Source organism: Caulobacter sp. 17J80-11, assembly GCF_014349105.1.
In the GTDB taxonomy this organism is placed as follows: Bacteria; Pseudomonadota; Alphaproteobacteria; order Caulobacterales; family Caulobacteraceae; genus 17J80-11.
The window spans coordinates 14,497-39,253 of the sequence record NZ_JACSJI010000013.1 but is presented as its reverse complement, the minus strand read 5'-3'; the positions used below and the strand labels follow the sequence as shown (position 1 = coordinate 39,253).

Annotated in this window: 20 protein-coding genes and 1 riboswitch; of the genes, 9 read left to right on the top strand and 11 right to left on the bottom strand. The window is 71.8% G+C overall.

Annotated features, from left to right (window positions below; all coding sequences use genetic code 11):
• Positions 1 to 6 precede the first annotated feature (6 nt).
• Entirely contained in the window at positions 7 to 1,290 is a 1,284-nt protein-coding gene (locus tag H8B08_RS13630; protein ID WP_187450747.1) for a hypothetical protein, read from the top strand.
• A 27-nt stretch (positions 1,291 to 1,317) separates the two neighbouring features.
• Here H8B08_RS13630 and H8B08_RS13625 read toward each other — a convergent pair whose 3' ends face one another.
• Together H8B08_RS13625 and H8B08_RS13620 are read right to left on the bottom strand one after the other, a co-directional pair.
• Entirely contained in the window at positions 1,318 to 1,707 is a 390-nt protein-coding gene (locus H8B08_RS13625) for a hypothetical protein (protein WP_187450746.1), read from the bottom strand.
• A gap of 177 nt (positions 1,708 to 1,884) precedes the next feature.
• Positions 1,885 to 2,115 (bottom strand): DUF1674 domain-containing protein, encoded by a 231-nt coding sequence (locus H8B08_RS13620; protein WP_187450745.1) that lies wholly within the window; start codon positions 2,113 to 2,115, stop codon positions 1,885 to 1,887.
• Between the two features lie 98 nt (positions 2,116 to 2,213).
• Between H8B08_RS13620 and htpX the strand changes: the two genes are divergently transcribed.
• The 3 genes from htpX to rplS all read left to right on the top strand — a co-directional run bounded on the left by htpX (position 2,214) and on the right by rplS (position 4,495).
• The gene (htpX, locus tag H8B08_RS13615; RefSeq protein WP_187450744.1) at positions 2,214 to 3,143 is read left to right on the top strand and encodes a zinc metalloprotease HtpX; all 930 of its coding nucleotides are present in this window, start codon (positions 2,214 to 2,216) and stop codon (positions 3,141 to 3,143) included.
• A 223-nt stretch (positions 3,144 to 3,366) separates the two neighbouring features.
• Positions 3,367 to 4,092: a tRNA (guanosine(37)-N1)-methyltransferase TrmD gene (trmD, locus tag H8B08_RS13610; RefSeq protein WP_187450808.1), complete on the top strand. Its 726-nt coding sequence runs from the start codon at positions 3,367 to 3,369 to the stop codon at positions 4,090 to 4,092.
• A gap of 10 nt (positions 4,093 to 4,102) precedes the next feature.
• Entirely contained in the window at positions 4,103 to 4,495 is a 393-nt protein-coding gene (gene rplS / locus H8B08_RS13605; protein WP_187450743.1) for a 50S ribosomal protein L19, read from the top strand.
• 87 nt (positions 4,496 to 4,582) lie between these two features.
• Here rplS and H8B08_RS13600 read toward each other — a convergent pair whose 3' ends face one another.
• Positions 4,583 to 6,088: an MFS transporter gene (locus tag H8B08_RS13600; RefSeq protein WP_187450742.1), complete on the bottom strand. Its 1,506-nt coding sequence runs from the start codon at positions 6,086 to 6,088 to the stop codon at positions 4,583 to 4,585.
• Between the two features lie 127 nt (positions 6,089 to 6,215).
• Here H8B08_RS13600 and H8B08_RS13595 point away from each other — a divergent pair, with 127 nt between their 5' ends.
• On the top strand, positions 6,216 to 7,424 hold the full coding sequence (locus H8B08_RS13595) for a multidrug effflux MFS transporter (RefSeq protein ID WP_187450741.1): 1,209 nt from the start codon (positions 6,216 to 6,218) through the stop codon (positions 7,422 to 7,424).
• Positions 7,425 to 7,491: 67 nt separating this feature from the next.
• Here the strand turns inward: H8B08_RS13595 and H8B08_RS13590 are convergent, their stop codons facing one another.
• From H8B08_RS13590 to H8B08_RS13580, 4 genes are all read right to left on the bottom strand, one after another.
• Positions 7,492 to 9,333: a DUF885 family protein gene (locus H8B08_RS13590; RefSeq protein WP_187450740.1), complete on the bottom strand. Its 1,842-nt coding sequence runs from the start codon at positions 9,331 to 9,333 to the stop codon at positions 7,492 to 7,494.
• Positions 9,334 to 9,446: 113 nt separating this feature from the next.
• Positions 9,447 to 10,517, bottom strand: coding sequence for a hypothetical protein (locus tag H8B08_RS13585; RefSeq protein WP_187450739.1), 1,071 nt, complete (start codon positions 10,515 to 10,517; stop codon positions 9,447 to 9,449).
• An 87-nt stretch (positions 10,518 to 10,604) separates the two neighbouring features.
• The gene (locus tag H8B08_RS19295) at positions 10,605 to 10,733 is read right to left on the bottom strand and encodes a hypothetical protein (protein WP_255500840.1); all 129 of its coding nucleotides are present in this window, start codon (positions 10,731 to 10,733) and stop codon (positions 10,605 to 10,607) included.
• Positions 10,733 to 12,235 carry a CoA-acylating methylmalonate-semialdehyde dehydrogenase gene (locus tag H8B08_RS13580; RefSeq protein WP_187450738.1) on the bottom strand — a complete coding sequence of 501 codons (1,503 nt, stop codon included), beginning with the start codon at positions 12,233 to 12,235 and terminating at the stop codon, positions 10,733 to 10,735. Before H8B08_RS13580 ends, H8B08_RS19295 begins: the two co-directional genes overlap by 1 nt.
• 183 nt (positions 12,236 to 12,418) lie before the next feature.
• On the opposite strand from H8B08_RS13580, the gene H8B08_RS13575 reads away from it, so the two are divergent.
• Entirely contained in the window at positions 12,419 to 12,592 is a 174-nt protein-coding gene (locus H8B08_RS13575) for a hypothetical protein (RefSeq protein ID WP_187450737.1), read from the top strand.
• 37 nt (positions 12,593 to 12,629) lie between these two features.
• Here the strand turns inward: H8B08_RS13575 and H8B08_RS13570 are convergent, their stop codons facing one another.
• The 3 genes from H8B08_RS13570 to H8B08_RS13560 all read right to left on the bottom strand — a co-directional run bounded on the left by H8B08_RS13570 (position 12,630) and on the right by H8B08_RS13560 (position 17,344).
• Positions 12,630 to 13,199: a hypothetical protein gene (locus tag H8B08_RS13570; protein WP_187450736.1), complete on the bottom strand. Its 570-nt coding sequence runs from the start codon at positions 13,197 to 13,199 to the stop codon at positions 12,630 to 12,632.
• A 7-nt stretch (positions 13,200 to 13,206) separates the two neighbouring features.
• Complete coding sequence (locus H8B08_RS13565; RefSeq protein ID WP_187450735.1) at positions 13,207 to 15,117, bottom strand: methyl-accepting chemotaxis protein; 1,911 nt, start codon at positions 15,115 to 15,117, stop codon at positions 13,207 to 13,209.
• 277 nt (positions 15,118 to 15,394) lie between these two features.
• On the bottom strand, positions 15,395 to 17,344 hold the full coding sequence (locus H8B08_RS13560) for a methyl-accepting chemotaxis protein (RefSeq protein WP_187450734.1): 1,950 nt from the start codon (positions 17,342 to 17,344) through the stop codon (positions 15,395 to 15,397).
• 317 nt (positions 17,345 to 17,661) lie between these two features.
• Here H8B08_RS13560 and H8B08_RS13555 point away from each other — a divergent pair, with 317 nt between their 5' ends.
• Together H8B08_RS13555 and H8B08_RS13550 are read left to right on the top strand one after the other, a co-directional pair.
• Positions 17,662 to 18,774, top strand: coding sequence for an aminotransferase class III-fold pyridoxal phosphate-dependent enzyme (locus H8B08_RS13555; protein ID WP_187450733.1), 1,113 nt, complete (start codon positions 17,662 to 17,664; stop codon positions 18,772 to 18,774).
• Complete coding sequence (locus H8B08_RS13550) at positions 18,774 to 19,685, top strand: aldo/keto reductase (protein WP_187450732.1); 912 nt, start codon at positions 18,774 to 18,776, stop codon at positions 19,683 to 19,685. The genes H8B08_RS13555 and H8B08_RS13550 overlap by 1 nt, the downstream gene beginning before the upstream one ends.
• Here H8B08_RS13550 and H8B08_RS13545 read toward each other — a convergent pair.
• Complete coding sequence (locus tag H8B08_RS13545) at positions 19,669 to 21,537, bottom strand: TonB-dependent siderophore receptor (RefSeq protein ID WP_187450731.1); 1,869 nt, start codon at positions 21,535 to 21,537, stop codon at positions 19,669 to 19,671. The two genes, H8B08_RS13550 and H8B08_RS13545, sit on opposite strands and share 17 nt — an antisense overlap.
• Positions 21,538 to 21,675: 138 nt before the next feature.
• Positions 21,676 to 21,910: riboswitch (cobalamin riboswitch) on the bottom strand.
• A gap of 114 nt (positions 21,911 to 22,024) precedes the next feature.
• Here H8B08_RS13545 and mutS point away from each other — a divergent pair.
• The gene (gene mutS / locus H8B08_RS13540) at positions 22,025 to 24,706 is read left to right on the top strand and encodes a DNA mismatch repair protein MutS (RefSeq protein ID WP_370545476.1); all 2,682 of its coding nucleotides are present in this window, start codon (positions 22,025 to 22,027) and stop codon (positions 24,704 to 24,706) included.
• Positions 24,707 to 24,757 lie beyond the last annotated feature (51 nt).

Below are 24,757 nucleotides of genomic sequence, written 5' to 3'. Positions count from 1 at the left end.
GGTTCCATGCGCGCGCTCCTCACCGCCGTCTGCCTGCTGCTGGCCGCCTGCGCCACGCGTCCGGCCGAACCGAAGGCCGATCCGCTGAACCCGGCCGCCGAGGCCTATGTGAAGCTGGTGCTGGCGATCGGCGAGCTGGAGCCCGGCTATGTCGACGCCTACTACGGCCCGCAGGCCTGGGCCGACGCGGCCAAGGCGAACAAGCGCTCGGCGCCGCAGCTGAAGGCCGAGGCCGACCGCATCCTGGCCGAGGTCGAAGCGGTGAGCCCGGCAGGGCTCGACCCGCTGGAGGCCCGTCGGCGCGCCTACCTGATCGCCCACCTGAAGGCCGCCCGCTTCCGGCTCGACATGATCGAGGGCGTGCGCAAGCCGTTCCAGGACGAGGCGCAGGCCCTGTTCGGCGTGCGGCCGCCGGTGAAACCGCTGTCGGCCTACGACCCGGTGCTGGCCAGGGTCGAGGCCCTGGTCCCCGGATCCGGGCCGCTGGCCGAGCGCGTGGACGCCTTCAAGAGCCGCTACGTCATTCCCGCCGACCGGCTGGACGCGGTCATGCGCGCCGCCATCGCCGAGTGCCGCAAGCGCACCCTGGCGCACATCGCCCTGCCCGCCGGCGAGAGCTTCACCCTGGAGTTCGTCACCGGCAAATCCTGGTCGGGCTACAACTGGTACAAGGGCGACGCCCACAGCCTGATCCAGGTCAACACCGACCTGCCGATCTTCGTCGACCGGGCCGTCGACCTGGGCTGCCACGAGGGCTATCCCGGCCACCACACCTATAACGCCCTGCTGGAAGAGCGCCTGACCAAGGGCCGCGGCTGGGTCGAGTTCTCGGTCTATCCGCTCTACAGCCCGCAATCCTTCATCGCCGAAGGCAGCGGCAACTACGGCATCGACCTGGCCTTCCCGGGGGAACAGCGCACCCGCTTCGAGGCCGACGCGCTCTATCCGCTGGCCGGGCTCGATCCAAAGACGGCCGAGGCCTACGCAGCCCTGCGCGACGCCATGCGCGAGCTCGACGGCGCGCGCACCACCATCGCGGCCATGTACCTGGACGGACAGATCGACCGCGAGACGGCGATCGCCCTGACCCGGAAGTACAACCTGATGTCGCGCGCCCGCGCCGAGCAGCGGGTCAGCTTCACCGACGGTTACCGCAGCTACGTGATCAATTACGGCCTGGGCCAGGACATGGTCCGCGCCCACGTCGAGAAGGCCGGGCCGGACCAGAGCGCGCGCTGGAAGGCGATGGAGACCCTGCTTTCCGATCCGGCCCTGCCGTCGGAGCTCTAGCCGGAGCTTTAGCCGGAGCCTTGGGGCCTAGCGGCAGCCGCAGCCGCCGGCGCGGACCGTGACGCCGGCTCGGGCCGACGCGGTCGCGCGCGCCCCGGCGATCACCACGACCCGGCCGCGGCTGACATAGGCGTTCGGTTCGCCGCCGACCCCGCCGGCCTGGCCGCCGCCGAAGAAGCCGGGCTCGAGCCTGACCACCGCGACGGCGTCGACGTCCTCGGGGCGGTCCGCGTCAGCGGGCACCTCGGCGCTCGGATCGCCCGAGCGGGTCGTGCGCACGTCCGCGCCGCAGACCGTGCGGCCGACCAAGGTGTCCGCGCACGGGGCTTCGCCCGAGCGCACGGTCCGCTCGCCCGCGGACACGGGCGCGGCCGCGAGGGCGGCGAGGATCAGGCTGGCGGCGAAGATACGGGTCACGGCGCCATGGTTGACGCCGACGGCGCACAAGCAACCCTCTGCGCGCGGCAGGGGAATTCCCGCGCCTGGAGCCTTCCCGTTTCGAATGGAACCATTCGAAACGGATCAGAAGGCTCCAACTTTCCAAATTGGAGCGCGATGGCCGCCGAAACCGGCGTCCACTTTCGGCTATCGCGCTCAGAAGTCGACCGCCAGGCCCTTGCGCTCCCAGTCGTTGAAGCGGGTCGGCTCCAGGCCGCTGGGGCCGCCGTCCTCGGGCGGCAGCTCGGGCGCGGGCTCGGCCGCGCGGCGGGCGGCGGCTTCCTCCAGGGCGCGGCGGGCGGCCGGGGTCAGCGTCTTGCCGGGCGCGGCGCCTTCCACTTCGGCGACCTCGGCCTTGGCGATTTCGGGCTCGGGCGTGTCGGTCATGTGGACGATCCCTTGAGGGCGAAGCGAACAGAACCCAGATAGCTAGGCGTGCGCCCCGGAAACGCCAGGGCGGCAAGGGGACGCTTTAGCTACTCGCGATGAACCACCTCAAGACTTTCATGCTCATGGCGGCCATGTCCGCCCTGTTCGTCGGCGCCGGCTATCTGATTGGCGGGACCGGCGGCATGCTGATCGCCCTGGTGCTGGCCGCGGGCATGAACCTGTTCAGCTACTGGAACGCCGACAAGATCGTGCTGCGCATGTACCACGCGCGCCCGGCCGACGCGTCGGACCCGCACCCGGTGATCCGCACCTACGTGGCCGACATCCAGGCCCTGGCCCTCAAGGCCGGCCTGCCGCAGCCGCGCGTGTTCGTGATCGACAACCCGCAGCCGAACGCCTTCGCCACCGGCCGCGACCCGGCCCACGCCGCCGTGGCCGCCACCACCGGCCTCTTGGAAATGCTCAGCCGCGAGGAGATCCGCGGGGTGATGGCGCACGAGCTGGCGCACGTGAAGAACCGCGACACCCTGACCATGACCATCACGGCGACCCTCGCCGGGGCCATCTCGGCCATCGCCAACTTCGCCATGTTCTTCGGCGGCGGTAACGACCGCGAGCGCCCGGGCGGCATCATCGGCGTGCTGGCCATCTCCATCCTGGCCCCGCTGGCCGCGGCCCTGGTGCAGATGGCGATCAGCCGCTCGCGCGAGTACGAGGCCGACCGCGTCGGGGCCGAGATCGCCGGCGACCCGCAGGCCCTGGCCTCGGCCCTGGAGAAGATCGAGCGCTACGCCAAGGGCATCCCGAACGTCGAGGCCGAGCGCAATCCCGCGACCGCCCACCTGTTCATCATGAACCCGCTGTCCGGGCGCGGCGCCGACAACCTGTTCTCCACCCACCCCGCCACCGCCAACCGGGTGAAGGCGCTGATGGAGCTGGGCGTGCGCATGGGCGTGAAGCCCCGCCCCGTCACCGCCGTGCCGACCGGCGGCGAACGCCGCAGCGCGAACGGGCCGTGGGGGTGAGATCCGTCTCCCCTTGAGGGAGAAGGACGAAAGGATGAGGGGTGGTCGCGCCGGCCGGTCCGCGTGACCCCTTTTTCTTGCTCGGCCACCGACGCGCGACCCCTCATCCTCCCGCGTAGGCCTTCGCTGCCGCTCCGGCGCGCGGGCTCCGTCCTTCTCCCTCAAGGGGAGAAGGATGATCGCGGCCTTGCGTCGCGCGCCCGACTGCGCTTCATCCCCGGCCATGCCGTTTTCCGCCACCGTCCTGACCATGTTCCCCGAGGCCTTTCCCGGCCCGCTCGGCGTTTCGCTGATCGGCACCGCCTGGAAGGAGCGCGGGCTGTGGTCCCTGGACACGGTGGACATCCGGGGCTTTTCCAGCGATAAGCGCGGCTTCCTGGACGACACCCCCGCCGGCGGCGGGCCCGGCCAGGTCCTCAAGGCGGACGTCGTGGCTCGCGCGCTGGACAGCGTGGACGCAGCCGGGCGGCCGCTTTTGTACATGAGCGCCCGGGGTCGACCCCTGACCCAGGCGCGCGTAAAGGAATGGGCCGCCGGGCCGGGCGTGATCGTCCTGTGCGGCCGGTTCGAAGGGGTGGATCAGCGGGTGCTCGACGCCCGCGGGTTCGAAGAGGTTTCGGTCGGGGACGCCGTGCTCGCTGGAGGCGAAGCCGCGGCCCTGGTCACGATCGAGGCGTGCGTGCGTCTGGTCCCGGGAGTCCTGGGCGAGACCGCAAGCCTCGAGCAAGAGAGCTTCGAGGACGGGCTCCTCGAGCATCCGCAGTACACGCGACCGCGGACGTTCGAAGGGCTCGACATTCCGGAGGTGCTGCTGTCGGGCGATCACAAGAAGATCGCCGAGTGGCGCGCCCGGAAACGCGAAGAGACGACCCGCGAGCGGCGTCCCGACCTCTGGTCGGCGCATCTCGCCAAATTACAGGCAAAGGGCGATCAAGCCCGAAACAAATAGGAGCCGCCGGATGAACATCCTGCAGCAGATCGAGCGCGAAGAAGCTCAAAAGCAGGCCGCCAAGCGCGCCAGCCACCCGGAATTCGCCCCGGGCGACACCGTGCGCGTCAACGTGCACATCAAGGAAGGCGAGCGCGCGCGCGTCCAGGCCTACGAAGGCGTCTGCATCGCCCGCGCCGGCGAGGGCATCAACGAGAACTTCACCGTCCGCAAGATCTCCTTCGGCGAAGGCGTGGAACGCGTGTTCCCGCTGCTGTCGCCGTCGATCGAGTCGATCGAGGTGAAGCGTCGCGGCGTCGTCCGTCGCGCCAAGCTGTACTACCTGCGCGACCGCCGCGGTAAGTCGGCCCGTATCGCCGAGCGTCAGATGACCGCCGGCAAGACGGAAGCCTCGGAAGGCTGAGCCTAGCCTCCACGGAATTCGAGAAGGCCCCGGTTTCGCGACCGGGGCCTTTTTCGTTGGTCCGCCCTGAGCCGCCAGTAGAATTCCTCATCCTGAGCCTGTCGAAGGACGAGAATTTCGGCCCCGCCGCCGCAACTCGATCAACGCCCCGGCCGGAAACGCCGCGGCCACGCGCAGGCCCGCGACCGGCGAGAGGTTGCGCACGGTGCGCCGGGCGCCCAGCAGGATCTGGCGGGCCATCTCGCCCTGCTCGATCTCGCCCTCCTCGCGAACCAGGGTCAGGCGATGCAGGGCGTAGAGCCCGACCAGGGCGGCGATCAGGAAGAAGAAGTCCCAGTGGGCCAGCTGGAAGGCCAGGAGCGAGCGCACGCCCTCCGGGTCCGACCAGCGCACGTCCAGCGTCAGCCGTCGCACGGCGAAGAAATCGGCCCCGAGGCCGCCGATCACCGGCGCGATCCCCGCCGCCAGCGAACTGGTCAGGGCGCTGGCCGCCACATAGGGCGTGGCCTGCCCGGACGGGGCCAGCTTCAGGGCGATCGCCCCGGTGGCCAGGCCGACCCCGGCGGTGGCGGCGCCCATCAGCACGTGCAGGACCAGCAGGTAGGCCGCGGCCAGGCGCTGGTCCTGGATCTGCGAGGCCAGCACCAGGCCGGCGATGCAGGCGATCAGCAGCGGCGCGGCCACGCCCAGCACCGACTTGTTGGCGAACCGGTCCGACAGCCGGCCCCAGCCGCCCAGCACCGCGAGGTTGGCGGCCTGGCTGACCACGCTCAAGGACACCACGAAGCCCATGGAGAAGCCGAGCTGGCCCAGCAGCCAGACGGTGATGAAGGGCGTGGCCAGGTTCACGGCGAACTGCCAGCTCGACAGGAAGACGATCAGCCGGCGGAAGTTCACGTCGCGGAACGGCCGGCGCAGCACCTCGAGCAGGCTCGCGGCGCTGACGGGCGGGGCCATGCGCGGCTCGGGCGCACGCGCGATCAGCCAGCTGGAGGCCAGGCTGGTGGCGAAGGCGGTCATGAACACCCCGGCGAACACGAAGGCCTCGGCCGTGCGGCCGTACTCGCTCGCACGGTCGACCGTCAGGCCCGCGGCCAGGGTGGCGAACAGGGTGAAGGCGGTGACGTTGGCGGTGCGGCGGGCGAAGAAGCGGCCCAGCCGCTCGGGCGGGGCCAGGTCGCGCAGCCACGAATTCCAGGCGCAGGTCGACACCGCGTTCAGCCCCGCGTGCGCCGCCTGCAGCCCGACCAGCAGGCCGAGCGCCAGCTTGCGGTCGGGCAGAAAGGCCAACAGGCCGATCAACGGCAGCAGCAGCCGGGCCAGGAAGGCCGCCACCACACAGATCATCCGCCGGGCCTGCAGCCGCTCGACCAGGGCCACGGCCGGGGCCTGCAGCAGCTGGCTGAGAAAGGGCAGCGCCGCCAAGAGGCCGATCACCGCGTTGGACGCGCCCAGCCACAGGGCGTAGGCGGCCAGCACCACGCCGCCGTTCAGCGCCGCCGTGGTCGAGGCGAACATGGCGTCGGTCACCAGCGAGCGCAGGCCGCGCTCCCGCTCCGCTTCGCTGACCGTGGCCTGCGGGCCGAGGAACATCACGCCTCCGCGCCCCCGAGCGGTCGCAACCCCGCCCCGTGGCGGAGGTTCCCGGCGCCGGCGCCGTCAGTCGTTGGGCGACCAACAAGCCTTGTGGGGGCCGGACCGGTCGCGTTAGGTGGCCGCCATGACCTCCCCCGCCGCGGCCTCCGCGCCGCGCGCCGTCGGCGCGCCGTTTTCCCTGCTGCTGATCCTGGGCGCGCTGACCGCTTTCTCGCCCATGTCGATCGACATGTACCTGCCCAGCCTGCCGGCGATCGCGCGGGACCTGCACGGCACGGCCACCGGCGCGCAGCAGACGGTGGCGGCCTTCTTCGTCGGCCTGGCGCTGGGCCAGCTGATCTACGGGCCGCTGTCCGACCGCATCGGGCGGCGCGGGCCGCTGCTGGCCGGGATCGCGCTCTATCTGGTCGCCACCGTCGGCTGCGCCTTCGCGCCCACCATGCCGGCCCTGGTCGGCCTGCGCTTCGTGCAGGCGCTGGGCGGCTGCGCCGGCGTGGTGGTGGCTCGCGCGGTGGTGCGCGACCGCTTCGACCACCAGGAGTCGGCGCGGGTATTCTCCGTGCTGATGCTGATCATGGGCGTCGCCCCCATCCTGGCTCCGCTGGCCGGCGGCTGGATCATGGCCGCGACCGGATGGCGGACCATCTTTTGGGCCCTGTTCGCCTTCGGCGCGGCCACAGGGGTCGCCGTGCTGTTCGGCCTGCCGGAGTCGCGCTCGGAGGCCACCGCCGCGCGGGCCCGGGCCGAGACGCCGCTGGCCGCCTACCTGGCCCTGCTGAAGAACCGGGGCGTCATGGCCTTCATCCTGGCCGGCGGCCTGACCTCGGCGGCCATGTTCACCTACATAGCCGCGTCGCCGGAGTTGGTGATCGAGACCTACGGCGTGCCGGCCACCCGCTTTGGCTGGGTGTTCGGGGCGAATGCGGTGGGCATCATCGGCGCCTCGCAGCTGAACCGGCTGGTCCTGCGCCGGCACGCGCCCGACCAGGTGCTACGCGCCTCGGCGCTGTGCGCCTGCGCCGCCGCCCTGCTGCTGCTGGCCGCCGCCCTGACCGAGGTCGGCGGCCTCCTGAGGATCCTGGTCCCGCTGTTCTTCGCCATCGCCGCCCAGGGCTTCAGCGCCCCCAACGCGGTGGCCTCGGCCCTGGCGCTCGACCCGGCCCGGGCCGGCTCGCTGTCGGCCCTGTTCGGGGCGGTGCAGTTCGGCCTGGGCGCGACCGGCGCGGCCCTGGTCGGCGTGTTCCATGACGGCAGCGCCGTACCTATGGCGACGGTCATCGCCGTCTGCACTATGGGCGCGGTGGCGGCGCTGCGGCTGGCGCCGAAGCCCTGACGTCCGCCAAAGAAAAAGCCCCGGCCGTCGCCGGCCGGGGCTTCGTCTTGGATCAGGCGCCGAGAGCTCAGCTGCCCTTGGTCTTGGCGATGTAAGCGTCGACCTGCTCGGTCAGCACGTCCAGCGGCAGGGCGCCGTTGGCCAGCACCACCTCGTGGAAGGCCTTGAGGTCGAACTTCGGACCCAGGGCGGCCTTCGCCTTCTCGCGCAGCTCCAGGATCTTCAGCTGGCCGATCTTGTAGCTGGTCGCCTGGCCCGGGTTGGTGATGTAGCGGTCGATCTCCTTGGCGACGTCGCGCTCGGACAGCAGGGTGTTGTCGCGGAAGTACTGCATCGCCTGGTCGCGCGACCAGTGCTTGGCGTGGATGCCGGTGTCGACCACCAGACGGCCCGCGCGCCACAGCTCCAGCGACAGCCGGCCGAAGTCGGAATACGGGTCCTGGTAGAAGCCGGCTTCCTTGCCGAGCTTCTCGGCGTACAGCCCCCAGCCCTCGATGTAGGCGCCCTGGTAGCTCAGGCGACGGAACATCGGCAGGTCGGCCTGCTCCAGGCTGCGGGCCAGCTGGAAGTGATGGCCCGGGGTGCCCTCGTGGTAGGTGATCGCCTCGATCTGCGGCTTCAGCACCTGGTTCATGTCGGACAGGTTGACGTAGTAGATGCCCGGCCGCGAACCGTCTGGCGTGCCCGGGTTGTAGAAGGCCACCGACGCGGTCGCCTCGCGCCACGGCTCGACCGCCTTCACCTCGAGCGGGCCCTTCGGCAGGTTCGAGAACTGCTTGCCGGCGGCGTCCTTCATGTAGGTCGCCACCATGGCCGTAGCGTCGGCCAGGTACTGCTGCTTGCCCTCGGGCGTGTTCGGGTAGTGGAACTTGGGATCGGTCTTCACGTAGGTGAAGAATTCGGCCAGCGTCCCCTTGAACCCGACCTTGTCCTTGATCGCCTCCATCTCCTTGTGGATGCGGGCGACTTCCGACAGGCCGATGTCGTGGATCTGGGCCGGGGTCAGGTCGGTGGTGGTGTAGAAGCGTACCGTGTCGGCGTAGTAGGCGTCGCCGTCGGGCAGCCGCCACACGCCGTCGGTCGAATTGGCCGACTTGGACGCGTTCTCGAGCGAGGCGATCACGCGGTCGAAGCCGCGCTTGTAGGGGCCCTTCATGGCCGCTTCGCCGTCGGCCAGCAGCTTGGCCTTGGCGGCCGGGTCGACCTTCAGCGCCTCGACCTTCTTCTTGAAGTCGGCCCACACGGCCACGTCCTGGCCGGCGGTGAAGGGCGCGCCCTCGATCTGCGAGCGGGTGTCGCCGATCACCGGCTTGTAGACGAAGCTCGGCGAGACGAAGCCCTTGGCGGTGCGGGCGTCCAGGTCGTCGGCGATCTCGCCGCCCACCCGCTCCATCGCCTTCAGCCGCGAGATATAGGCCTCGGCGTCGGCGACGCTGTCCACGCGATGGCTGTTGATCAACATGACCGGCAGGCCGTTCAGGGCGCTGCCGTTCGAGGACACCGCGTAGTTCTGCCAGCGCCACTTGGCCAGCCGCATCGAGGTCTCGGCCTGGTGCTCGTAGAGGCGGTAGGACAGCTTGCCGCTGTCGCACAGCTTGGCGTAGTCGAACTCGCGCTTCATGCGCTCCAGCTGCGCCTTGGTGAGGTCCAGCTGCTGCTGTTCGCCGGCGAGGGTGTAGTCGCCGAGCTCGCCGTAGCGGTCCTTGGAGCCCAGCTGGGTCAGGCCCTCGGGGCTGAGCGCCAGCTGCTCCTTGAAGGTGGCGTCGAAGAAGGCGGCGAGCCGCTGGTCTTCGGTCTGCGCCGCCGGCGCGGCCTTGGCGGCGGGCGCGGCGGCCGGGGCCGCGGCCCAGGCGTGGGCGGCGGACAGGCTGACGAGGATGGCGAGCGCGGACGCGGCGGACTTGAGCATTGGACGGGCCCCTCCCGATGAAAATCGGGCGGGAGCTTAGGCGCAATCTCGACCGCTGGTCATGAAACTTTCGACAGAACCGGCCCGGCTCCCGACGACGGAGCGCTCAAGGCTCAGAGAAACAGGTTCTCCAGCTTGGCCTTCGCGGAGGCCAGCAGGGTCTCGCCGGTCCCCTGCTCCTTTTTGGGCGCGGGGGCGGGCCTCGCCGGAGCGGCCTTGGCGGGGGCGGGCTTGACGGCGGCGGGCTTGGCCGCGGCCGGCTGCGAGGGCGCGGCCTGGGCGGCGACCGCGGTCGGGGCCTGCGTCTGGGCCTGAGTCTGGGCCTGAGTCTGGGCCGGAGCCGGCGCGGCGACCGTCGTGGTCGCGTTCGCGGCCGGGGCCGGCGCGGCCTCTCCCGGCGCGGCTTCTTCGGCCGGCAGGGCTTCCCGCGGCAGGGCCGGAGCCGCGACGGCGGCTGGCGCGGCGCTCGGCGCGACCGGCGGCGGCACCACGGCGTTCTCGTCGGTGGTCTTGGGGGCCTTGTCCGGCGCGCCCAGGTCCTTGCGAATGAAGTGCCAGCTGCGCTTGTCGGCGCAGGCGCAGGCCTTCAGGTAGCCGTCCGGATCGCGCCACAGCACCATCGGATAGGCGCCGTCCACGTTGTTCCCGCGCAGGTAGGTCTGCAGCTGGGTCGCGGTGGCGCCGGTCGCGTCGACCACCGCCGTGCGGGCGATGTCGCCGTCGGCCGCCTTCAGCCCCTCGGCCGTCCAGGCCCGCGAGCTGACGGTCTTCCAGCGCTGGTACAGGGCCCAGTCGCGGTCCAGCCACAGGGCCGCGACCGTGGCGCGTTCCGAAGGGGTGGATTGGACGAGGCCTTCGCGCTCTTCGCGGGCGAAGACGATCACGCGGGTGTCGACGCCGGCGGCGCGCAGCTTGGGGAATTCCTCGCGCTCGTAGGTCGTGCAGGCGTCGCAGTTGCGCCAGCCCACCACGTACAGCCACGGACCGGTGCGGTCGCCGGGCGAGACCCAGCCGCTCTCGTCCAGGATTTTCTGGATGTCGCTCTGGTTCTTGGTGATCAGCACCGGCTGGAAGCGGGCGTAGTAGTTCCAGTAGCCCCAATAGCCGCCGCCAGCCAGCGACAGGCCGAGCACGGCCGCCAGCAGGCTGTAAAGCAGAAACCGATGATGCGACGCCGCCGCCATAAGGGCCTCCCCGCGCGGATCGTTACCGCGCAGGTTAACCTTTACAGCGAAACCGGCGTTACTCGAAGGGGGCGCCTGCGAAATCAACTAGCGGGTGAGCATCCAGGCCACACCGCCGGCCAAAATCAGGCCGGCGAGGGCGAACAGCACGAAGAAGGCGGCGGGCCGCTTGGGTGCGCGCGTGTGGCGCTCGCGGCCCGCCTCCGTCTCGTTCATCAGCGCATCGTCGGGATGACGAAGGACGAGTCCTGGTGCTCCAGGGCGCTCTCCGGCCAGCGGGCGGTGACGGTCTTGGTCTTGGTCCAGAACCGCACGCCTTCCATGCCGTGCTGGTTGATGTCGCCGAAGCCCGAACGCTTCCAGCCGCCGAAGGTGTGGTAGGCGACCGGCACCGGGATCGGCACGTTGATGCCGACCATGCCGACGTTGACGCGGGCGGCGAAGTCGCGGGCGGCGCGGCCGTTCTGGGTGAAGATGGCGACGCCGTTGCCGTACTGGTGCTGCGACGGCAGGGCCAGCGCCTCCTCGAAGGTCTCCGCGCGGAGGATCTGCAGCACCGGGCCGAAGATCTCCTCGTGGTAGGACTTCATGGTCGGCTTGACCTGGTCCAGCAGGGTCGGGCCGACGAAGAAGCCCTTCTCGTGGCCCTGCAGGCTGAAGCCGCGGCCGTCGACGACCAGCTCCGAGCCTTCCTGGACGGCGGTGTCGATCCAGCCCAGCACGCGCTGCTTGTGCGCTTCGGTGACCACCGGGCCGTAGTGGGCCTCGGCGTCGGTCGAGACACCGACCTTCAGGGTCGGGATCTCGGCCACCAGGCGCTCGCGCAGCTCGTCGGCGGTCTTCTTGCCGACCGGCACCACCACCGGCAGGGCCATGCAGCGCTCGCCGGCCGAGCCGTAGGCCGCGCCGGTCAGGTCCTTCACGGTCTGGCCGAGGTCGGCGTCGGGCAGGACGATGCCGTGGTTCTTGGCGCCGCCGAAGGCCTGGACGCGCTTACCGTTGGCCGTGCCGTTCGAGTAGATGTAGTGGGCGATGTCGGACGAGCCCACGAAGCTGATCGCGTGGATCTGCGGGTGCTGGATGATGGCGTCGACCGCCACCTTGTCCCCGTGCACGACGTTCAGCACGCCCTTCGGCGCGCCGGCCTCCATCATCAGCTCGGCCAGCTTCACCGGCACGGACGGGTCGCGCTCAGACGGCTTCAGGATGAAGGTGTTGCCGGCCGCGATGGCCGTGCCGAACATCCACATCGGGATCATGGCCGGGAAGTTGAACGGGGTGATGCCCGACACCACGCCCAGCGGCTGGCGCATGGAGTAGACGTCGATGCCCGGACCGGCGCCGATGGTGTACTCGCCCTTCAGGGCGTGCGGGATGCCGCAGGCGAACTCGATGACTTCCAGGCCGCGCTGAACGTCGCCCTTGGAGTCGGCGATGACCTTGCCGTGCTCCGAGGACAGCATCTCGGCCAGCTCGTTCATGTCGCGTTCGACCAGACGCTTGAACTCGAACATCACGCGGGCGCGGCGCTGCGGGTTGGTCGCGGCCCAGCCTTCGAAGGCGGCCTGCGCCGACTGCACGGCGGCGTCCAGCTCGGAGGGCGTGGCCAGGGCCACGCGGGCCTGCACTTCACCGGTGTTGGGGTTGAACACGTCGCCGAAGCGGCCGGACTTACCCTCGACGGAAACCCCGTCGATGAAATGGCGGATGTCGCGCACGCGCGTCTCCCTCTTGGTTCTTGTTGGGCTTTCGGGCGGCGTCTTACGCCTTGGCGCAGCGTCAGGCTAGCGGTCTCGGCGCCGCTTCACGTCGCGGCGTCCCGTTCCATCGCAAATACCGTCGGTTTGCCAGATCGCGCGGATCAGGCTTACCCTCGATCCGCCCTGGGGAGGGGGCGAACCATGAAAAACCTGATGTTCCTGATCGCGATCGTTCTGGTCGGCGTCGGCGCGGCGATGATGTTCACCGACATGCTGCCGTTCGAAGCCAGCATGCCCAAGTGGGCGGACAAGGCCTCGATGGGCGCCGGCGTGGTGCTGGGCCTGGCAGCCATGATGGGCATGAAGAAGAGCTGATTGCGTAAGGACCGGTCGGCGCGCGCCGGCCGGTCTCTCATCCCGGCGTGACGGTCCAGAACGCCGCGTAGAACAGGGCCCAGCCCGTCCCGTAGACGGCCAGCATCATCCGCCGGTCCATGCGCTCGCGCAGCAGAGCGCCCAGCGCGGCGAACCCTACGCTCATCATGAGGAAGCGCGGCAGCCGGATCGGCGCCGCCCCCGCGACCCAGGCCGCCGGCTTCACGCCGGCGCGCGGCGCGGCGGCCGAGTAGAGCTTGTAGGGCCGCCCGGCGAAGGCGCCGGTCGCCGCCGCGCGGAACCAGCCCTCGCGGCGCATGGCCTCGACGGCGCGATCCGTAGAACCGTCCTGCACGGCCGGCACCGCCTCGACCGCTCGCGCGGCCGTCTCCGGCGAGCGCGCGGCCCAGCCGTACATGGCCGCCCCGCCCAGGGTCGCGCCGGCGGCGGCCAACAGGCTGCAGATGAGCGCCGCCTTCAGACCGCGCCGCAGCGCCACCCAGGCCAGCAGCACGTCCGGCACCACGAAGAACAGAAAGGCTTCGGCCGCCCCCCACAGGAAGGCGGCCGCAGCAAAGGTCCTCAGCCGGGGTGCGCGCGCGTCCACGCGCCCATCAGAACTCGGTCCAGCCGTCCTCGTCCACCTGAAGGTCGAGCTTGCGGGCCGCAGCCCCGCGGAAGGCGGCGGCCACCACCGGATTGCGGGAGGGCGCCGGCCGCACCGGAGCCGGCCGGGCGCTCGGGCGGGCGGCTTCGGTCGACAGGCGGAAGCGGCCGATGCGGCGGGCCAGCTCCTCGGCCTCACGCGCCACCGTGTGGCTGGCGGCGGTGGATTCCTCCACCATCGCCGCGTTCTGCTGGGTGACCTGATCCATCTGGTTCACCGCGGTGTTGACCTGCTGCAGGCCCACCGCCTGCTCCTGAGCCGAGGCGGCGATCTCGCCCACCAGGCCGCGCACCCGGCCGACCTGCTCGACGATGCGCGAGAGCGCCTGGCCGGAGCGGCCGACCAGCGCCACGCCGGCGGCCACCTGGTCGGAGCTCGCCGAGATCAGGGTCTTGATCTCCTTGGCGGCCTCGGCGGAGCGCTGGGCCAGGGCGCGCACTTCCGAGGCCACGACCGCGAAGCCCTTGCCGGCGTCGCCGGCGCGGGCGGCTTCCACGCCGGCGTTGAGCGCCAGCAGGTTGGTCTGGAAAGCGATCTCGTCGATCACCCCGATGATCTGGCCGATCTGCTTGGCCGAACCTTCAATCTCGCCCATGGCGGCGACCGCGTCGCGGACCACCTTGCCGCCGGTCTCCGCGTCGGCCGCGGCCCGGCCGACCGCGTCGCGGGCGGTGGCGGCGCCCTCGGCGGTGCGCTTCACCGTGGCGGTGATCTCGTCCAGCGCCGCGGCGGTCTCTTCGAGGCTGGCGGCCTGCTGCTCTGTGCGGCGCGACAGGTCGTCGGCGGCGCTGGAAATCTCGGTGGTGCCGGTGCGGATGCCGTCGGTGGCTTCGGCCACGGCGACCATGGCTTCCTGCAGCTGATCCATGGCCCGGTTGAAGTCGCGGCGCAGGACCTCGTAGTCGGCCGGGAAAGCCTTCTCCAGCCGCTCGGTCAGGTCGCCCTCGGCGACACGGGCCAGGCCGCCGGCCACGGCGGCGACCACCGCGGCCTGGGCTTCGGCGGCGGCGGCGCGCTCGGCCTCGTGGCGGCGGCGCTCGTCCTCGGCGGCGCGGCGCTGGGCCTCGGTCTGGCCTTCCAGCCGGGCCTTCTCGACGGCGGCGTCCTTGAAGTGCAGCACCGCCTGGGCCATCGCGCCGATCTCGTCGCGGCGGCCGACGGCGGGCACGTTCACCTGGTTGTCGCCAGCCGCCAGCCGGCCCATGGCGCCGGTCATGCCGACGATCGGGCGAGCGATCGAGCGTGTAAGGACCCAGGCCATGGCCAGGGCGATGGCCAGGGCGACCCCGCCGCCGACGAAGAAGCCGAGATAGGCGGAGGCGAAGGCCTTGGACTGGGCGACCTTGCGTTGCGCCAACAGGGCCTCATGGGTGTCGGTGGTGGCCTTAAGGGCCTCGCGCACGGCGGTCAGGCGCGCCTTCTCGCCGATCACCGCCTCGGCCTGCAGGCGGGTGGCCGGGTCGCCGGCGATCGCCAGCATGGCCCTGGCTTCCGTCTCGAACTTCGCTTCAGCTTCGTCCAGCGCCGCCATGCGCTTCACGTGGTCCGGGTGGTCGTCGGCGGTCCGCAGGGCCTCGACCGCCTTGGCGTAGTCGGCGCGGTGATCCTCGAACTTCTTCAGGAACTGGGCGTCGCCGGAGGCGACGTAGCCGCGCATGGCGTTCTGCTCTTCCAGCAGGACCAGCTTCACCTCGGCCGCGTCGGCCAGCACCTCCCGGCTCTCCGCGTCTTCGGCGGCGGCCGTCTGGATGGCCCGCATGTTGACGAACACCAACGCGCTCGCCGCGCCGCAGGCCAGGATCACGGCGGCGAAGGCGGCCGTCAGCTTGCGCGAGATCGGAAGGTCGGCGAACGACATGGGTGAATCCTCGGCTCGCCCGCGGATCGGTGAGGTCGCCGACCTCGGGCTCTGAGCTCGTATCAGTCTTGAATGGTAAACGGTCCGTTGCGGGCGAGGTAAACGCGCCGCGAGAACTGATGTGAATACTTGACAAGATCGCGTTCAACGAACGCGGGTACAATCGTTCCCGATTGCTTCCCCCCAACCGTCGCGAACGCGCACGGACGCGCGCCCGACCGTGGCGGTCGCGGGCGGCGAGCGAAACTCCGGGAAGCTACCTAGGCCGGGGGCCCGATCAGAACTCTTCCCAGCCGTCGGCGTCCGGCTGGGGCGCCCAGGCCCGGGCCGCGCCGCCGCGGCCCACGTGCTTGAGGGCCGGGCGGGCGGCCGGGACGACCGGCTGCGGCCGCGCCGGCGCCGCCGGGCGGGCCGGGGCGACGCGCGCCTCCGCCCGCCGCTCGCCAAGGCGGAAGCGAGCGACCGAGCCGGCCAGCACCTCGGCCTCCTGAGCCAGGGCGTGGCTGGCGGCGGTGGTCTCCTCGACCATGGCGGCGTTCTGCTGAGTGGCCTGGTCCATCTGGGTCATGGCCGCATTGACCTGCTGCAGGCCGGTGGCCTGCTCCTGGGCGGAGCCGGCGATTTCGCCGACCAGGCCGTCGATCTCGGCCACCCGCTCGACGATACGGGCCAAAGCCTGGCCGGTGCGGCCGACCAGATCCACGCCGGAGCCGACCTGGGCGGTCGAGGTGGTGATCAGCGCCTTGATCTCCTTGGCGGCTTCGGCCGAGCGCTGGGCCAGCCCCCGGACCTCGGAGGCCACCACCGCGAAGCCCTTTCCGGCTTCGCCGGCGCGGGCGGCCTCGACCCCGGCGTTCAGGGCCAGCAGGTTGGTCTGGAAGGCGATCTCGTCGATCACCCCGATGATCTGGCCGATCTGGCCGGCCGAGCGCTCGATCTCGCCCATGGCCGCGACCGCGTCGCGCACGATCACGCCGCTCTGCTCGGCGTCGCCGCGCGCGGCGCTCACCACCTGGGCGGCCTGCTTGGCGCCGGCCGCGGTGCGCCGGACGGTGACGGTGATCTCGTCCAGCGCCGCGACCGTCTCCTCCAGGCTGGCGGCCTGCTGCTCGGTGCGGCGCGACAGGTCGTCGGAGGCGGCGGAAATCTCGCCGGTGCCGCTGCGCAGGCCGTGAATGTTGGCGACGACCGTCTGCAGGGCCGCCTGCAACTGGCCCATGGCGGCGTTGAAGTCAGTCCTCAGCTTTTCGTAGTCGGCGGGGAAGCCCTGGGTCAGGCGGCAGGTCAGGTCGCCCGCCGACAGCCGCTCCAGCCCCTGGGCCAGGGTGGCGACGACGGCCGCCTGCTCGGCTGCGGCCGCCTCACGGGCGGCTTCGGCGCGGCGGCGTTCCGCATCGGCGGCGGCGCGGTTGGCGACCGCGTCCTGTTCAAGCCGCAGCTTCTCGATCGCGGCGTCCTTGAACACCTGCACCGCTTCCGCCATGGCGCCGATCTCGTCGCGCCGGTCGCGGGCCGGCACGTCCACGGCGTTGTCGCCGGCCGCCAGCCGGCGCATGACGCCGGTCATGCCGGCCATCGGCGCCGCGATGGCGCGGGCCAGCAGCCACCCCATGGCCGCGGCGATCGCCACCGTGCCGGCCAGACCGACATAGAGTACCAGGTCGGCGGTCTTGACCGCCCGCTCGTGAGCAGCTCCGTTCGCGGCTTCGCGCGCCCTTTCCAGCTTCACCATTTCACCGATGGCGTCCTCGGCCGGCGCCATCAGGCCGTCGGCGGCGCCCTTCGGCCCGATCATGGCCGCCGCCTCAGCCCGACCGACCGGGTCGGCGACCTGCGCCTCACCCTTCTCGACCACGCCCTTGAACCAGGCGTCCGCGCCCTGCTCGGCCTGATCCACACGGGCCAGGGCCTCCGCATCGCCGACATAAAGGCGGCGCAGGTCGGCCAGGCGGGCCTTGAAGGTCGCGCGATGCTTGTCGATGCGGCTGACGTAGTAAGAATCCCCCGACAGCAGCAAGCCGCGATAGCTGTTCTCCTGGCGCGCCAGGGCGTAGCTCGCGCCATCGACCGCGGCCAGCACCTGGGCGATCTCGGCGTCCTGCCGTTTCAGCTTCTCCACGGTCGACAGATTCATCGCCACCGTGGCGCCCATGGCGGCGATGGTGACGACCACGGCGGCGAACGCCGCGGTCAACTTGCGCGATACCGAAAGATTGGCGAGCGACATCGGTGGAACTCCTGTGTCCGTAAGGCTCCGGACACCGCGCGAATGCTTTATTGGCTGCGGTTCTTGTCGAATTGCATTGGTTAACGCCCCGTTGACTGGGTAATGCTCGTGTCGAGCTAACCTTTGTAAAAACCTGCATAAATCACGTTCGCCGAATCCCCGCAGTTCGCGAGGTGAAGGAATACCGGCGTTATTCTTTTCGGGACGAATTCGCGGCGGCCGAGCCCGAAGGCGCGCTCGCGGACCGGCGTTCAGGGCTTCCTAAGCTTTCCCCCTTAGGGTGCGACTCAACCCAGTGCAGTCTGGGAGGAGACGCCATGGCGCAGGCTCAGGCCCGCCTAAGACAGACCACCCCGCGACCGGCCGGCCCGCCGGCCTACGCGACGGTGGTGAAGACCGCCCGGCGCCTGCACGGCGCCCTGGTGACCGACGCCGCCGGCATCGAACGCATCGACCTCCACGGAGACGACGGGGCTGTGCTGCTCGGCTGGAACGACCCGCAGGTCGAGATCGCCGTGGCCGCCGCCCCCTCGGTCGGCGCGGCCGAGGCCGAAGCGGCCGAACGCTTGGCCGACGTGCTGCCCTGCGCCGAGGCGGTCGGCTTCCGCACCTCGGTGCAGTTGGCCCTCGCCGACGCCCTGGTCGCCGCCAAGACGGTCACCGGGCGCGACGGCGCTTTCTTCTGCGACGACGCGGTCGCCGCCGCCGGTGACGTCGAGAGCGTCGGCGAGGCGCTGGACACCCACGCCGGCGAGGTCGCCGCCCTGATCATCCGCCCGCTCGACGCCCCGCGCGAATTCCTGCTGGCCGCCAAGCGCCTGGCCCGCCGCGACGGCGTGGTGCTGGTGTTCGACGAGAGCCGCACGGCGCTGCGCGTCCACGCCGGCGGGGCGCAGGCCCTGCACGGCGTCGCCCCGGACCTGGCGGTGGTCGGCGCCTCGCTCGCCAACGGCCGCCCGCTGGGGGCCGTGGCCGGCGCGATCGAGCTGATGAAGACCCTGCCGGCTTCCGGCCCGCGCCCGGGCGCGGCCTCCCTGGCCGCCGCCTGCGCGACCCTGGACACGGTCGAGCGCGCCGACGTTCCCGCGGCGCTGCGCGTGCGCGGGGCCGAGATCGCCGCCGAGGTGGAGGCCCGCCTGCACGCCGCGGGCGCCGGCTCATTCCTGGAGATCGTCGGCGACCCGACCTGGAGCTGCCTGAACGTGCGCGCCCGGGTGGGCCGCGACGCCAAGGCCGTGCTCGAAGCCCTGACCCGCCGCCTCTACGACCAGGGCGTGCTCAGCCTGGGCGCCCACGTGCCGTCGCTGGCCCTGGGCGAGGCCGAGATCGCCCGCGTGCTGGCCGCCTACGACGCGGTGCTGCCCGAGCTCGCCGCCCAGGTGCTGAACGGTCGCTTTGACAAACCCGCTCGCCGGCGGACAGTGGCCTGATGGTGGTGCGACGCGCGGAACTGGGGCTGGGAACGGCCCAATTCGGTCTCGACTACGGCGTGTCCAACGCCCGTGGCCGCGTGCCCGAGGACGAGGTGCGCCAGCTGCTCGACGACGCCGCCTGCTCGCAGGTCGGCCTGATCGACACCGCCGCCCAGTACGGCGACGCCGAACGGGTGCTGGGCAAGAGCTGGCCCTTCCCGAGCCCGTTCAAGGTGGTCACCAAGACGGTGCGCCTGTCCGAGGGCCTGGACCGGTTGGAAGCGCGCGCGCGCCGCTCGCTGCAGAGCCTGGGCCTGGCCCGCGCCCACGCGCTTCTGGTGCACTCGGCCGAGGACCTGCTCGGGCCCGAAGGCCGCGAGCTGTGGGCCCGGCTACAGAAGCTGAAGGACGAGGGCCTGTTCCAGAAGATCGGCATCTCGGCCTACGCGGCCGAGGAGCCGGTGCTGCTGGCCCGCCGCTACAAGCCCGACCTGATGCAGCTGCCGGTCAGCCTGTTGGACCAGCGCCTGGTCAAGGACGGCACGCTGGAGACCCTGGCCGGCATGGGGGTGGAGATCCACCTGCGCTCGGTCTTCCTGCAGGGCCTGCTGTTCCTGCCGCGCGACGGCCTGCCCGTGGGCCTGGCCGACGCGGGCCCGCGCCTGTCGCGCATCCGCCGGACCCTGGCCGAGGCCGGGGCCGACCCGATGCAGGCCGCCCTGGCCTTCGCGCTGGACCGGCCGGAGGCCTCCGCCGCGATCGTGGGGGTCACGTCCGCGGCGGAGCTGCGGGCGGTGCTGGCCGCCGCCTGCGCGCCTTCGCCGAAGCTGGACTGGAGCGCCCTGGCGCTCGACCACCCGCGGGCCCTGGACCCGCGCCTGTGGGCGAGCGCCCCGCCGCCGCCGGCCCGGCTCAGTACCGCAGCCTGAGCCCCACATAGGCCGAACGGCCAGGCTCGCCGTAGCCGAGGGTCTGCTGCCAGCGCTGGTCGCTAAGGTTCATCAGCCGGACCGTCGCCTCGACCTTGTCGGTGAGCTTCCAGCCGCCGGTCAGATCGGCGACCACGAAGCCGTCGCGCGGCACCGGCGTGAACACCGTCCCCGTCGGGTCGGCGTCCATCTGCTCGCTCTCGCCGCGCACAGTCAGCGAAGCCCGCGCCCGGTCGCCGGTCCAGTCCACCCCGACCGAGCCCTGATGCTCAGGCACCCGCAGCAGGCGCTCGCCGGTCGTGGCGTCTTCGGCGTCGGTGTAGGCGTAGGCCGCCCGCAGGGTCAGACCCGCGAACAGCTCGGCCGACGCCTCGGCCTCCAGCCCTCGCGTCTGGGTGCGGTCGATGTTGCGATACCGGAAGGAGAAGTCCGACAGGTCGAAGAAGAAGTCGATCTGGTCGCGCACCGCCAGCCGATAGCCGGTGACCGAGGCGTCGAAGCGACCGTCGGCCGAGCGCCAGGCCAGGCCGACGTCCCAGCCCTCCGCCCGCTCCGGCTTCAGGCCCAGCGACGGCCCCGGCGGCGAGCAGAAGTCGCACATCGCCTCGCTGATGGTCGGGGTCTTGAAGCCCTGGCCCCAGGAGCCCTGCAGCGACACGCCCCAGCCCAGGTCGAGGGTGGCCGACGCCCGGCCGGTGACGACCGCCTTGATCGTCTCCGGATCGTCACGGCGCAGGCTGCCGGTGACGGTCAGCCGCTCGACCGGCTTCACCCGCACCACGCCGAAGGCTGAGAAGGCGCCCTGCTCGGCGCTGGAGCCGTCGCTGAGGTCGGCGCGGACGTCCTCCTGCTCGACCCCGAAGGTGGCGGCCCAGCGCTCGTCCGGGCGGGCCCGCTCGGCGGTCCAGCGCCACAGGTCGCGATCGGCCGAATAGGCGTAAGGGAAGGCCCCGCCCTCGCTGGCCCGGTCCATGGTGTAGCGGTTGAAGCTGAGCTGGTGCTGGAAGTCGAGCGGCCCGTCGACCACCGCGCGCACCAGGCCCGACCAGCTCTCGCTGTCGGAGGTCTCGGGCGTGTCCTCCAGGCTGAACACCGGATAGCCGTCGATGTCGGCCTCGGCCCGGGCGTAGCGCAGGGCGGCGTCCAGCCGGACTTTTTCATTGACGGTGAAACGGCCCTTCAGGCCGGCGGTGCGGGAGACCAGACCGTCGCGCTCGGTGTTTCCGTCGGCCGCGTCGGCCTTGGAGATGCCGTCGGTGGTGAAGCTGGCGGCGTTGACCGCCAAGGCCCAGCGCTCGGTGCTGCGCCCGGCCGCGGCCGAGACGTGGACGGTGTCATAGGAACCGACCTCGAGGTCGGCGCGCGCCCCGTCCAGCTCGCGGGTGGTGAAGCTGATCACCCCGCCGATGGCGTCCGAGCCCCACAGCGAGCCCTGCGGTCCCGACAGGATCTCGATGCGGCTGACGTCGCCCAGGTCGAAGGCGGCGAAGTCGAAGCTGCCGGCCGGCTGCGACGGGTCGTTCTGCGGCACGCCGTCGACCAGCACCAGGGTCTTGTCGGCGCTGGCCCCGCGCATGCGCACCGAGGCGACGCCGCCATAGGCGCCGTTCTCGAAGACGCTGAGGCCCGGCACGGTGTCGAGCAAGTCGGCGGCGAACACCGCCCCGCTGCGCTCGATCTCGACCTCGTCGATCACCCGCGCGCCTGGCGCGAGCTCCACGGGCGTGGCCAGGCGGGTGGCGGTGACCACCACCTCGTCGACGTCAGCAGCAGCATCGGTGGTTTCGGCCGCCGCGGGGGTCACGGCGGAAAGGACCGCGAGGGTCGCGGTCGAGAGCAGGAGGCGCTTCATTGGCGCTCGTCTCCGAAGCCCCAAGCGCGGCGCGCGCGGGGGCTGTGGGCGACACGGTCCGCCCCTGTTCAGGGGACGACGCCGGACCGGTGTCGCTGCGACGGAGCAGTCCCGCGCCTCATGCCTGATCCCGGGCCGAGGACGAGCGACGTCGGCGGCAGGTCTCCTGGCTCGCGGGTCATAGGTCCGACGCGCCCTCGCCTTCCCGGGTCACCCCAGTGGCGCCGCCCTCCCCGGATCAGATCCGGAAGGGCGGGCGGACACGGCCCTCGCCGCTCACAGTTGCGGGCACAGCCGCGGATTGGGGCGTAAGCCCGCACCGCGTTCCCTTTTCAGCCCCCTCTCAGGGGCAACCACCTAGCTTGGCCGTATCCCCGGCCGTCCGCGACGGCAAGTCCCGCATCCCACGCTTGAGCCGAAAGCCCCGCTCGGCGACAAGGAAGCCACACGTCGCCGGGGCGATTCCCCGGGCTTCAAGTCCCCCCGATTGCCGATGAACGCGCCCTCGACCCCCGCCGTCCCCGTCGTTCCGCCGGATGCGACGCCCGTCATGGCCCAGTTCTTCGAGGCCAAGGCGCGCCAGCCCGACGCCCTGCTGTTCTTCCGCATGGGCGACTTCTACGAGCTGTTCTTCGACGACGCGGTGAAGGCCGCGGAGGCCTTGGGCATCACCCTGACCCGCCGCGGCAAGGCCGGCGGCGAGGAGATCCCCATGGCCGGCGTGCCCGTGCACGCGGCCGAGGCCTACCTCGCCAAGCTGATCCGCATGGGCTTCAAGGTCGCGGTCTGCGAGCAGATGGAGGACCCGTCCGAGGCCAAGAAGCGCGGCTCGAAGTCGATCGTCCGCCGCGACATCGTCCGCGTGGTCACGCCCGGCACCCTGACCGAGGACAGCCTTCTCGACGCCCGCGGCTCCAACCGCCTGGCCGCGGTGGCCGTGCGTTCGGGCCGCGCGGCGGTGGCCAGCGTCGAGCTGTCGACCGGCGACGTCGAGAGCCTGCTGGTCGCGCGCGAGGACCTGGCCGCTGCGCTGGGCGCCCTGCGCCCGTCCGAGACCCTGGCGGCCGACCGGCTGTTCGCCGACGAGCTGGTCAACGCCGCCCTCAAGCAGGCCGGCGGCGCGGTACAGCCCATGGCCGCCGCCCTGTCCGAGCCGGCCGGGGCCGAGGCGCGTCTGAAGCGGCTGTACGGCGTCGACACCCTGGACGGCTTCGGCGACTTCGCCCCGGCGGAGATCGCCGCGCTGGGCCTGATCGCCGCCTACATCGAGACCACCCAGGCCGGCAAAGCTCCGATTCTGAAGGCGCCCCGCCGCGGGGCCGAGGCCGAGTTCATGGCCGTCGACCCGGCCACGCGCTCCAGTCTGGAGATCGACCGGGCCCAGTCGGGCGCGCGCGAAGGCTCGCTGCTGGCCGCCGTCGACCGCACCGTCACCTCCGGCGGCGCCCGCCTGCTGGGCGCGCGCCTGTCGCGCCCGCTGTTGGACCCGGCCGCCATCGACGCGCGCCTGGACGCGGTCGAGTACTTCGTCGAGCGCCGCCCGCTGCGCCGCGAGGCCCGCGACGTACTCAAAGGGTCCGGCGACATGGCCCGCGCGCTGGCCCGCCTGACCTTGGGCCGCGGCGGCCCGCGCGACCTCGGCGCCCTGCGCCAGGGCCTGACCGCCGGGCTCGAACTCGGCGCCCTGTTCGCCTCCGCCCGTGAGCCGCTGGCCGCCCCTCCGGCCGAACTGGCCGAAGCCCTGGCCGCCCTGGCCCCCGACGCCGAGCTGTCGGCCCTGCTGGAGGACCTGCGCCAGGGGCTGGTCGAGGAGCTGCCGCTGTCCGCGCGCGACGGCGGCTTCGTCGCCCCGGGCTTCCGCCCCGAGCTGGACCAGGCCCGCGCGTTGCGCGACGACAGCCGCAAGGTGGTCGCCACCCTGGAAGCCGAGGTGCAGGCCCAGTCGGGCGTGGCCCTCAAGGTCAAGCACAACGCCGTGCTGGGCTACTTCCTGGAGACCAGCGCCAAGCAGGGCGAGCCGCTGATGCGCCCGCCGCTGAACGCCACCTTCATCCATCGCCAGACCCTGGCCGACAAGGTGCGCTTCACAACCGTGGAGCTGGCCGACCTGGACGCCCGCATCGCCCAGGCCGGCGAACGCGCCCTAGCCATGGAGACCGAGACCTTCGAGGGCTTCCGCGCCCGTGCCGCCAGTCTCGCCGCGCCAATTCAGCTGGCCGCCGAGGCGCTGGCCCGTCTGGACGTCGCCTCGGCCCTGGCCGAATGGGCGGAAGAGGCCCAGGCCGTCCGGCCCATGGTTGATCAATCTCGACAGTTCCTGGTCGAGGGCGCCCGCCACCCGGTGGTCGAGGCCGCCGTGCGCCGCTCGGGCGAGGCCTTCACCCCCAACGATTGCGCGCTGGACGGGCTCGGCGAGGCCGGGCCACGCCTGGCCGTGGTCACCGGCCCGAACATGGCCGGTAAGTCGACCTTCCTGCGCCAGAACGCGCTGCTGGCGGTGCTGGCCCAGGCCGGGGCCTTCGTGCCGGCGCGCAAGCTGACGCTCGGCGTGGTCGACCGGCTGTTTAGCCGCGTGGGCGCCGGCGACGACCTGGCCCGCGGCCGCTCGACCTTCATGATGGAGATGGTCGAGACCGCCGCCATCCTGACCCAGGCCACCGACCGCTCGCTGGTGGTGCTGGACGAGATCGGCCGCGGCACCGCCACCTACGACGGTCTGGCCATCGCCTGGGCCTGCGCCGAGGCCCTGCACGAGGTCAACAAGGCCCGCACCCTGTTCGCGACGCACTATCACGAGCTCGCGCGGCTGGAGGAACGCCTGGACCACGTCGGCAACCTGTCGATGCGCGCCAAGGAGTGGAACGGCGAGCTGGTCTTCCTGCACGAGGCCGGCCCGGGCGCCGCGGACCGCTCCTACGGCGTGCAGGTGGCCCGCCTGGCCGGCGTGCCGCCGCAGGTCGTCGCCCGCGCCCGCGAGGTGCTGGAGACGCTCGAGGCCGAGGAGGCCTCGCCCGCGCGCCTGGACGACCTGCCGCTGTTCGCCGCCGCCCGGCCCGCGCCGGTCGTCGAGCCGTCGGCGGTGGACAGGGCGCTGGCCGCCATCGACCCGGACGAGCTCACCCCGCGCGAGGCGCTGGACGCGCTGTACCGGCTGAAGGGGCTGAGCTGACGGTTTCGGGAACAGGCGCTGGAGGCCGGGACTTCACCGGGGGCTGAAGGA

Excerpts from the sequence above, each read along its gene's own strand:
- H8B08_RS13630 (WP_187450747.1), top strand. The coding sequence starts at position 7 with ATGCGCGCGCTCCTCACCGCCGTCTGCCTGCTGCTGGCCGCCTGCGCC.
- H8B08_RS13620 (WP_187450745.1), bottom strand. The coding sequence starts at position 2,115 with ATGACCGACACGCCCGAGCCCGAAATCGCCAAGGCCGAGGTCGCCGAA.
- htpX (WP_187450744.1), top strand. The coding sequence starts at position 2,214 with ATGAACCACCTCAAGACTTTCATGCTCATGGCGGCCATGTCCGCCCTG.
- trmD (WP_187450808.1), top strand. The coding sequence starts at position 3,367 with ATGCCGTTTTCCGCCACCGTCCTGACCATGTTCCCCGAGGCCTTTCCC.
- rplS (WP_187450743.1), top strand. The coding sequence starts at position 4,103 with ATGAACATCCTGCAGCAGATCGAGCGCGAAGAAGCTCAAAAGCAGGCC.
- H8B08_RS13600 (WP_187450742.1), bottom strand. The coding sequence starts at position 6,088 with ATGTTCCTCGGCCCGCAGGCCACGGTCAGCGAAGCGGAGCGGGAGCGC.
- H8B08_RS13595 (WP_187450741.1), top strand. The coding sequence starts at position 6,216 with ATGACCTCCCCCGCCGCGGCCTCCGCGCCGCGCGCCGTCGGCGCGCCG.
- H8B08_RS13590 (WP_187450740.1), bottom strand. The coding sequence starts at position 9,333 with ATGCTCAAGTCCGCCGCGTCCGCGCTCGCCATCCTCGTCAGCCTGTCC.
- H8B08_RS13585 (WP_187450739.1), bottom strand. The coding sequence starts at position 10,517 with ATGGCGGCGGCGTCGCATCATCGGTTTCTGCTTTACAGCCTGCTGGCG.
- H8B08_RS19295 (WP_255500840.1), bottom strand. The coding sequence starts at position 10,733 with ATGAACGAGACGGAGGCGGGCCGCGAGCGCCACACGCGCGCACCCAAG.
- H8B08_RS13575 (WP_187450737.1), top strand. The coding sequence starts at position 12,419 with ATGAAAAACCTGATGTTCCTGATCGCGATCGTTCTGGTCGGCGTCGGC.
- H8B08_RS13565 (WP_187450735.1), bottom strand. The coding sequence starts at position 15,117 with ATGTCGTTCGCCGACCTTCCGATCTCGCGCAAGCTGACGGCCGCCTTC.
- H8B08_RS13560 (WP_187450734.1), bottom strand. The coding sequence starts at position 17,344 with ATGTCGCTCGCCAATCTTTCGGTATCGCGCAAGTTGACCGCGGCGTTC.
- H8B08_RS13555 (WP_187450733.1), top strand. The coding sequence starts at position 17,662 with ATGGCGCAGGCTCAGGCCCGCCTAAGACAGACCACCCCGCGACCGGCC.
- H8B08_RS13550 (WP_187450732.1), top strand. The coding sequence starts at position 18,774 with ATGGTGGTGCGACGCGCGGAACTGGGGCTGGGAACGGCCCAATTCGGT.
- H8B08_RS13545 (WP_187450731.1), bottom strand. The coding sequence starts at position 21,537 with ATGAAGCGCCTCCTGCTCTCGACCGCGACCCTCGCGGTCCTTTCCGCC.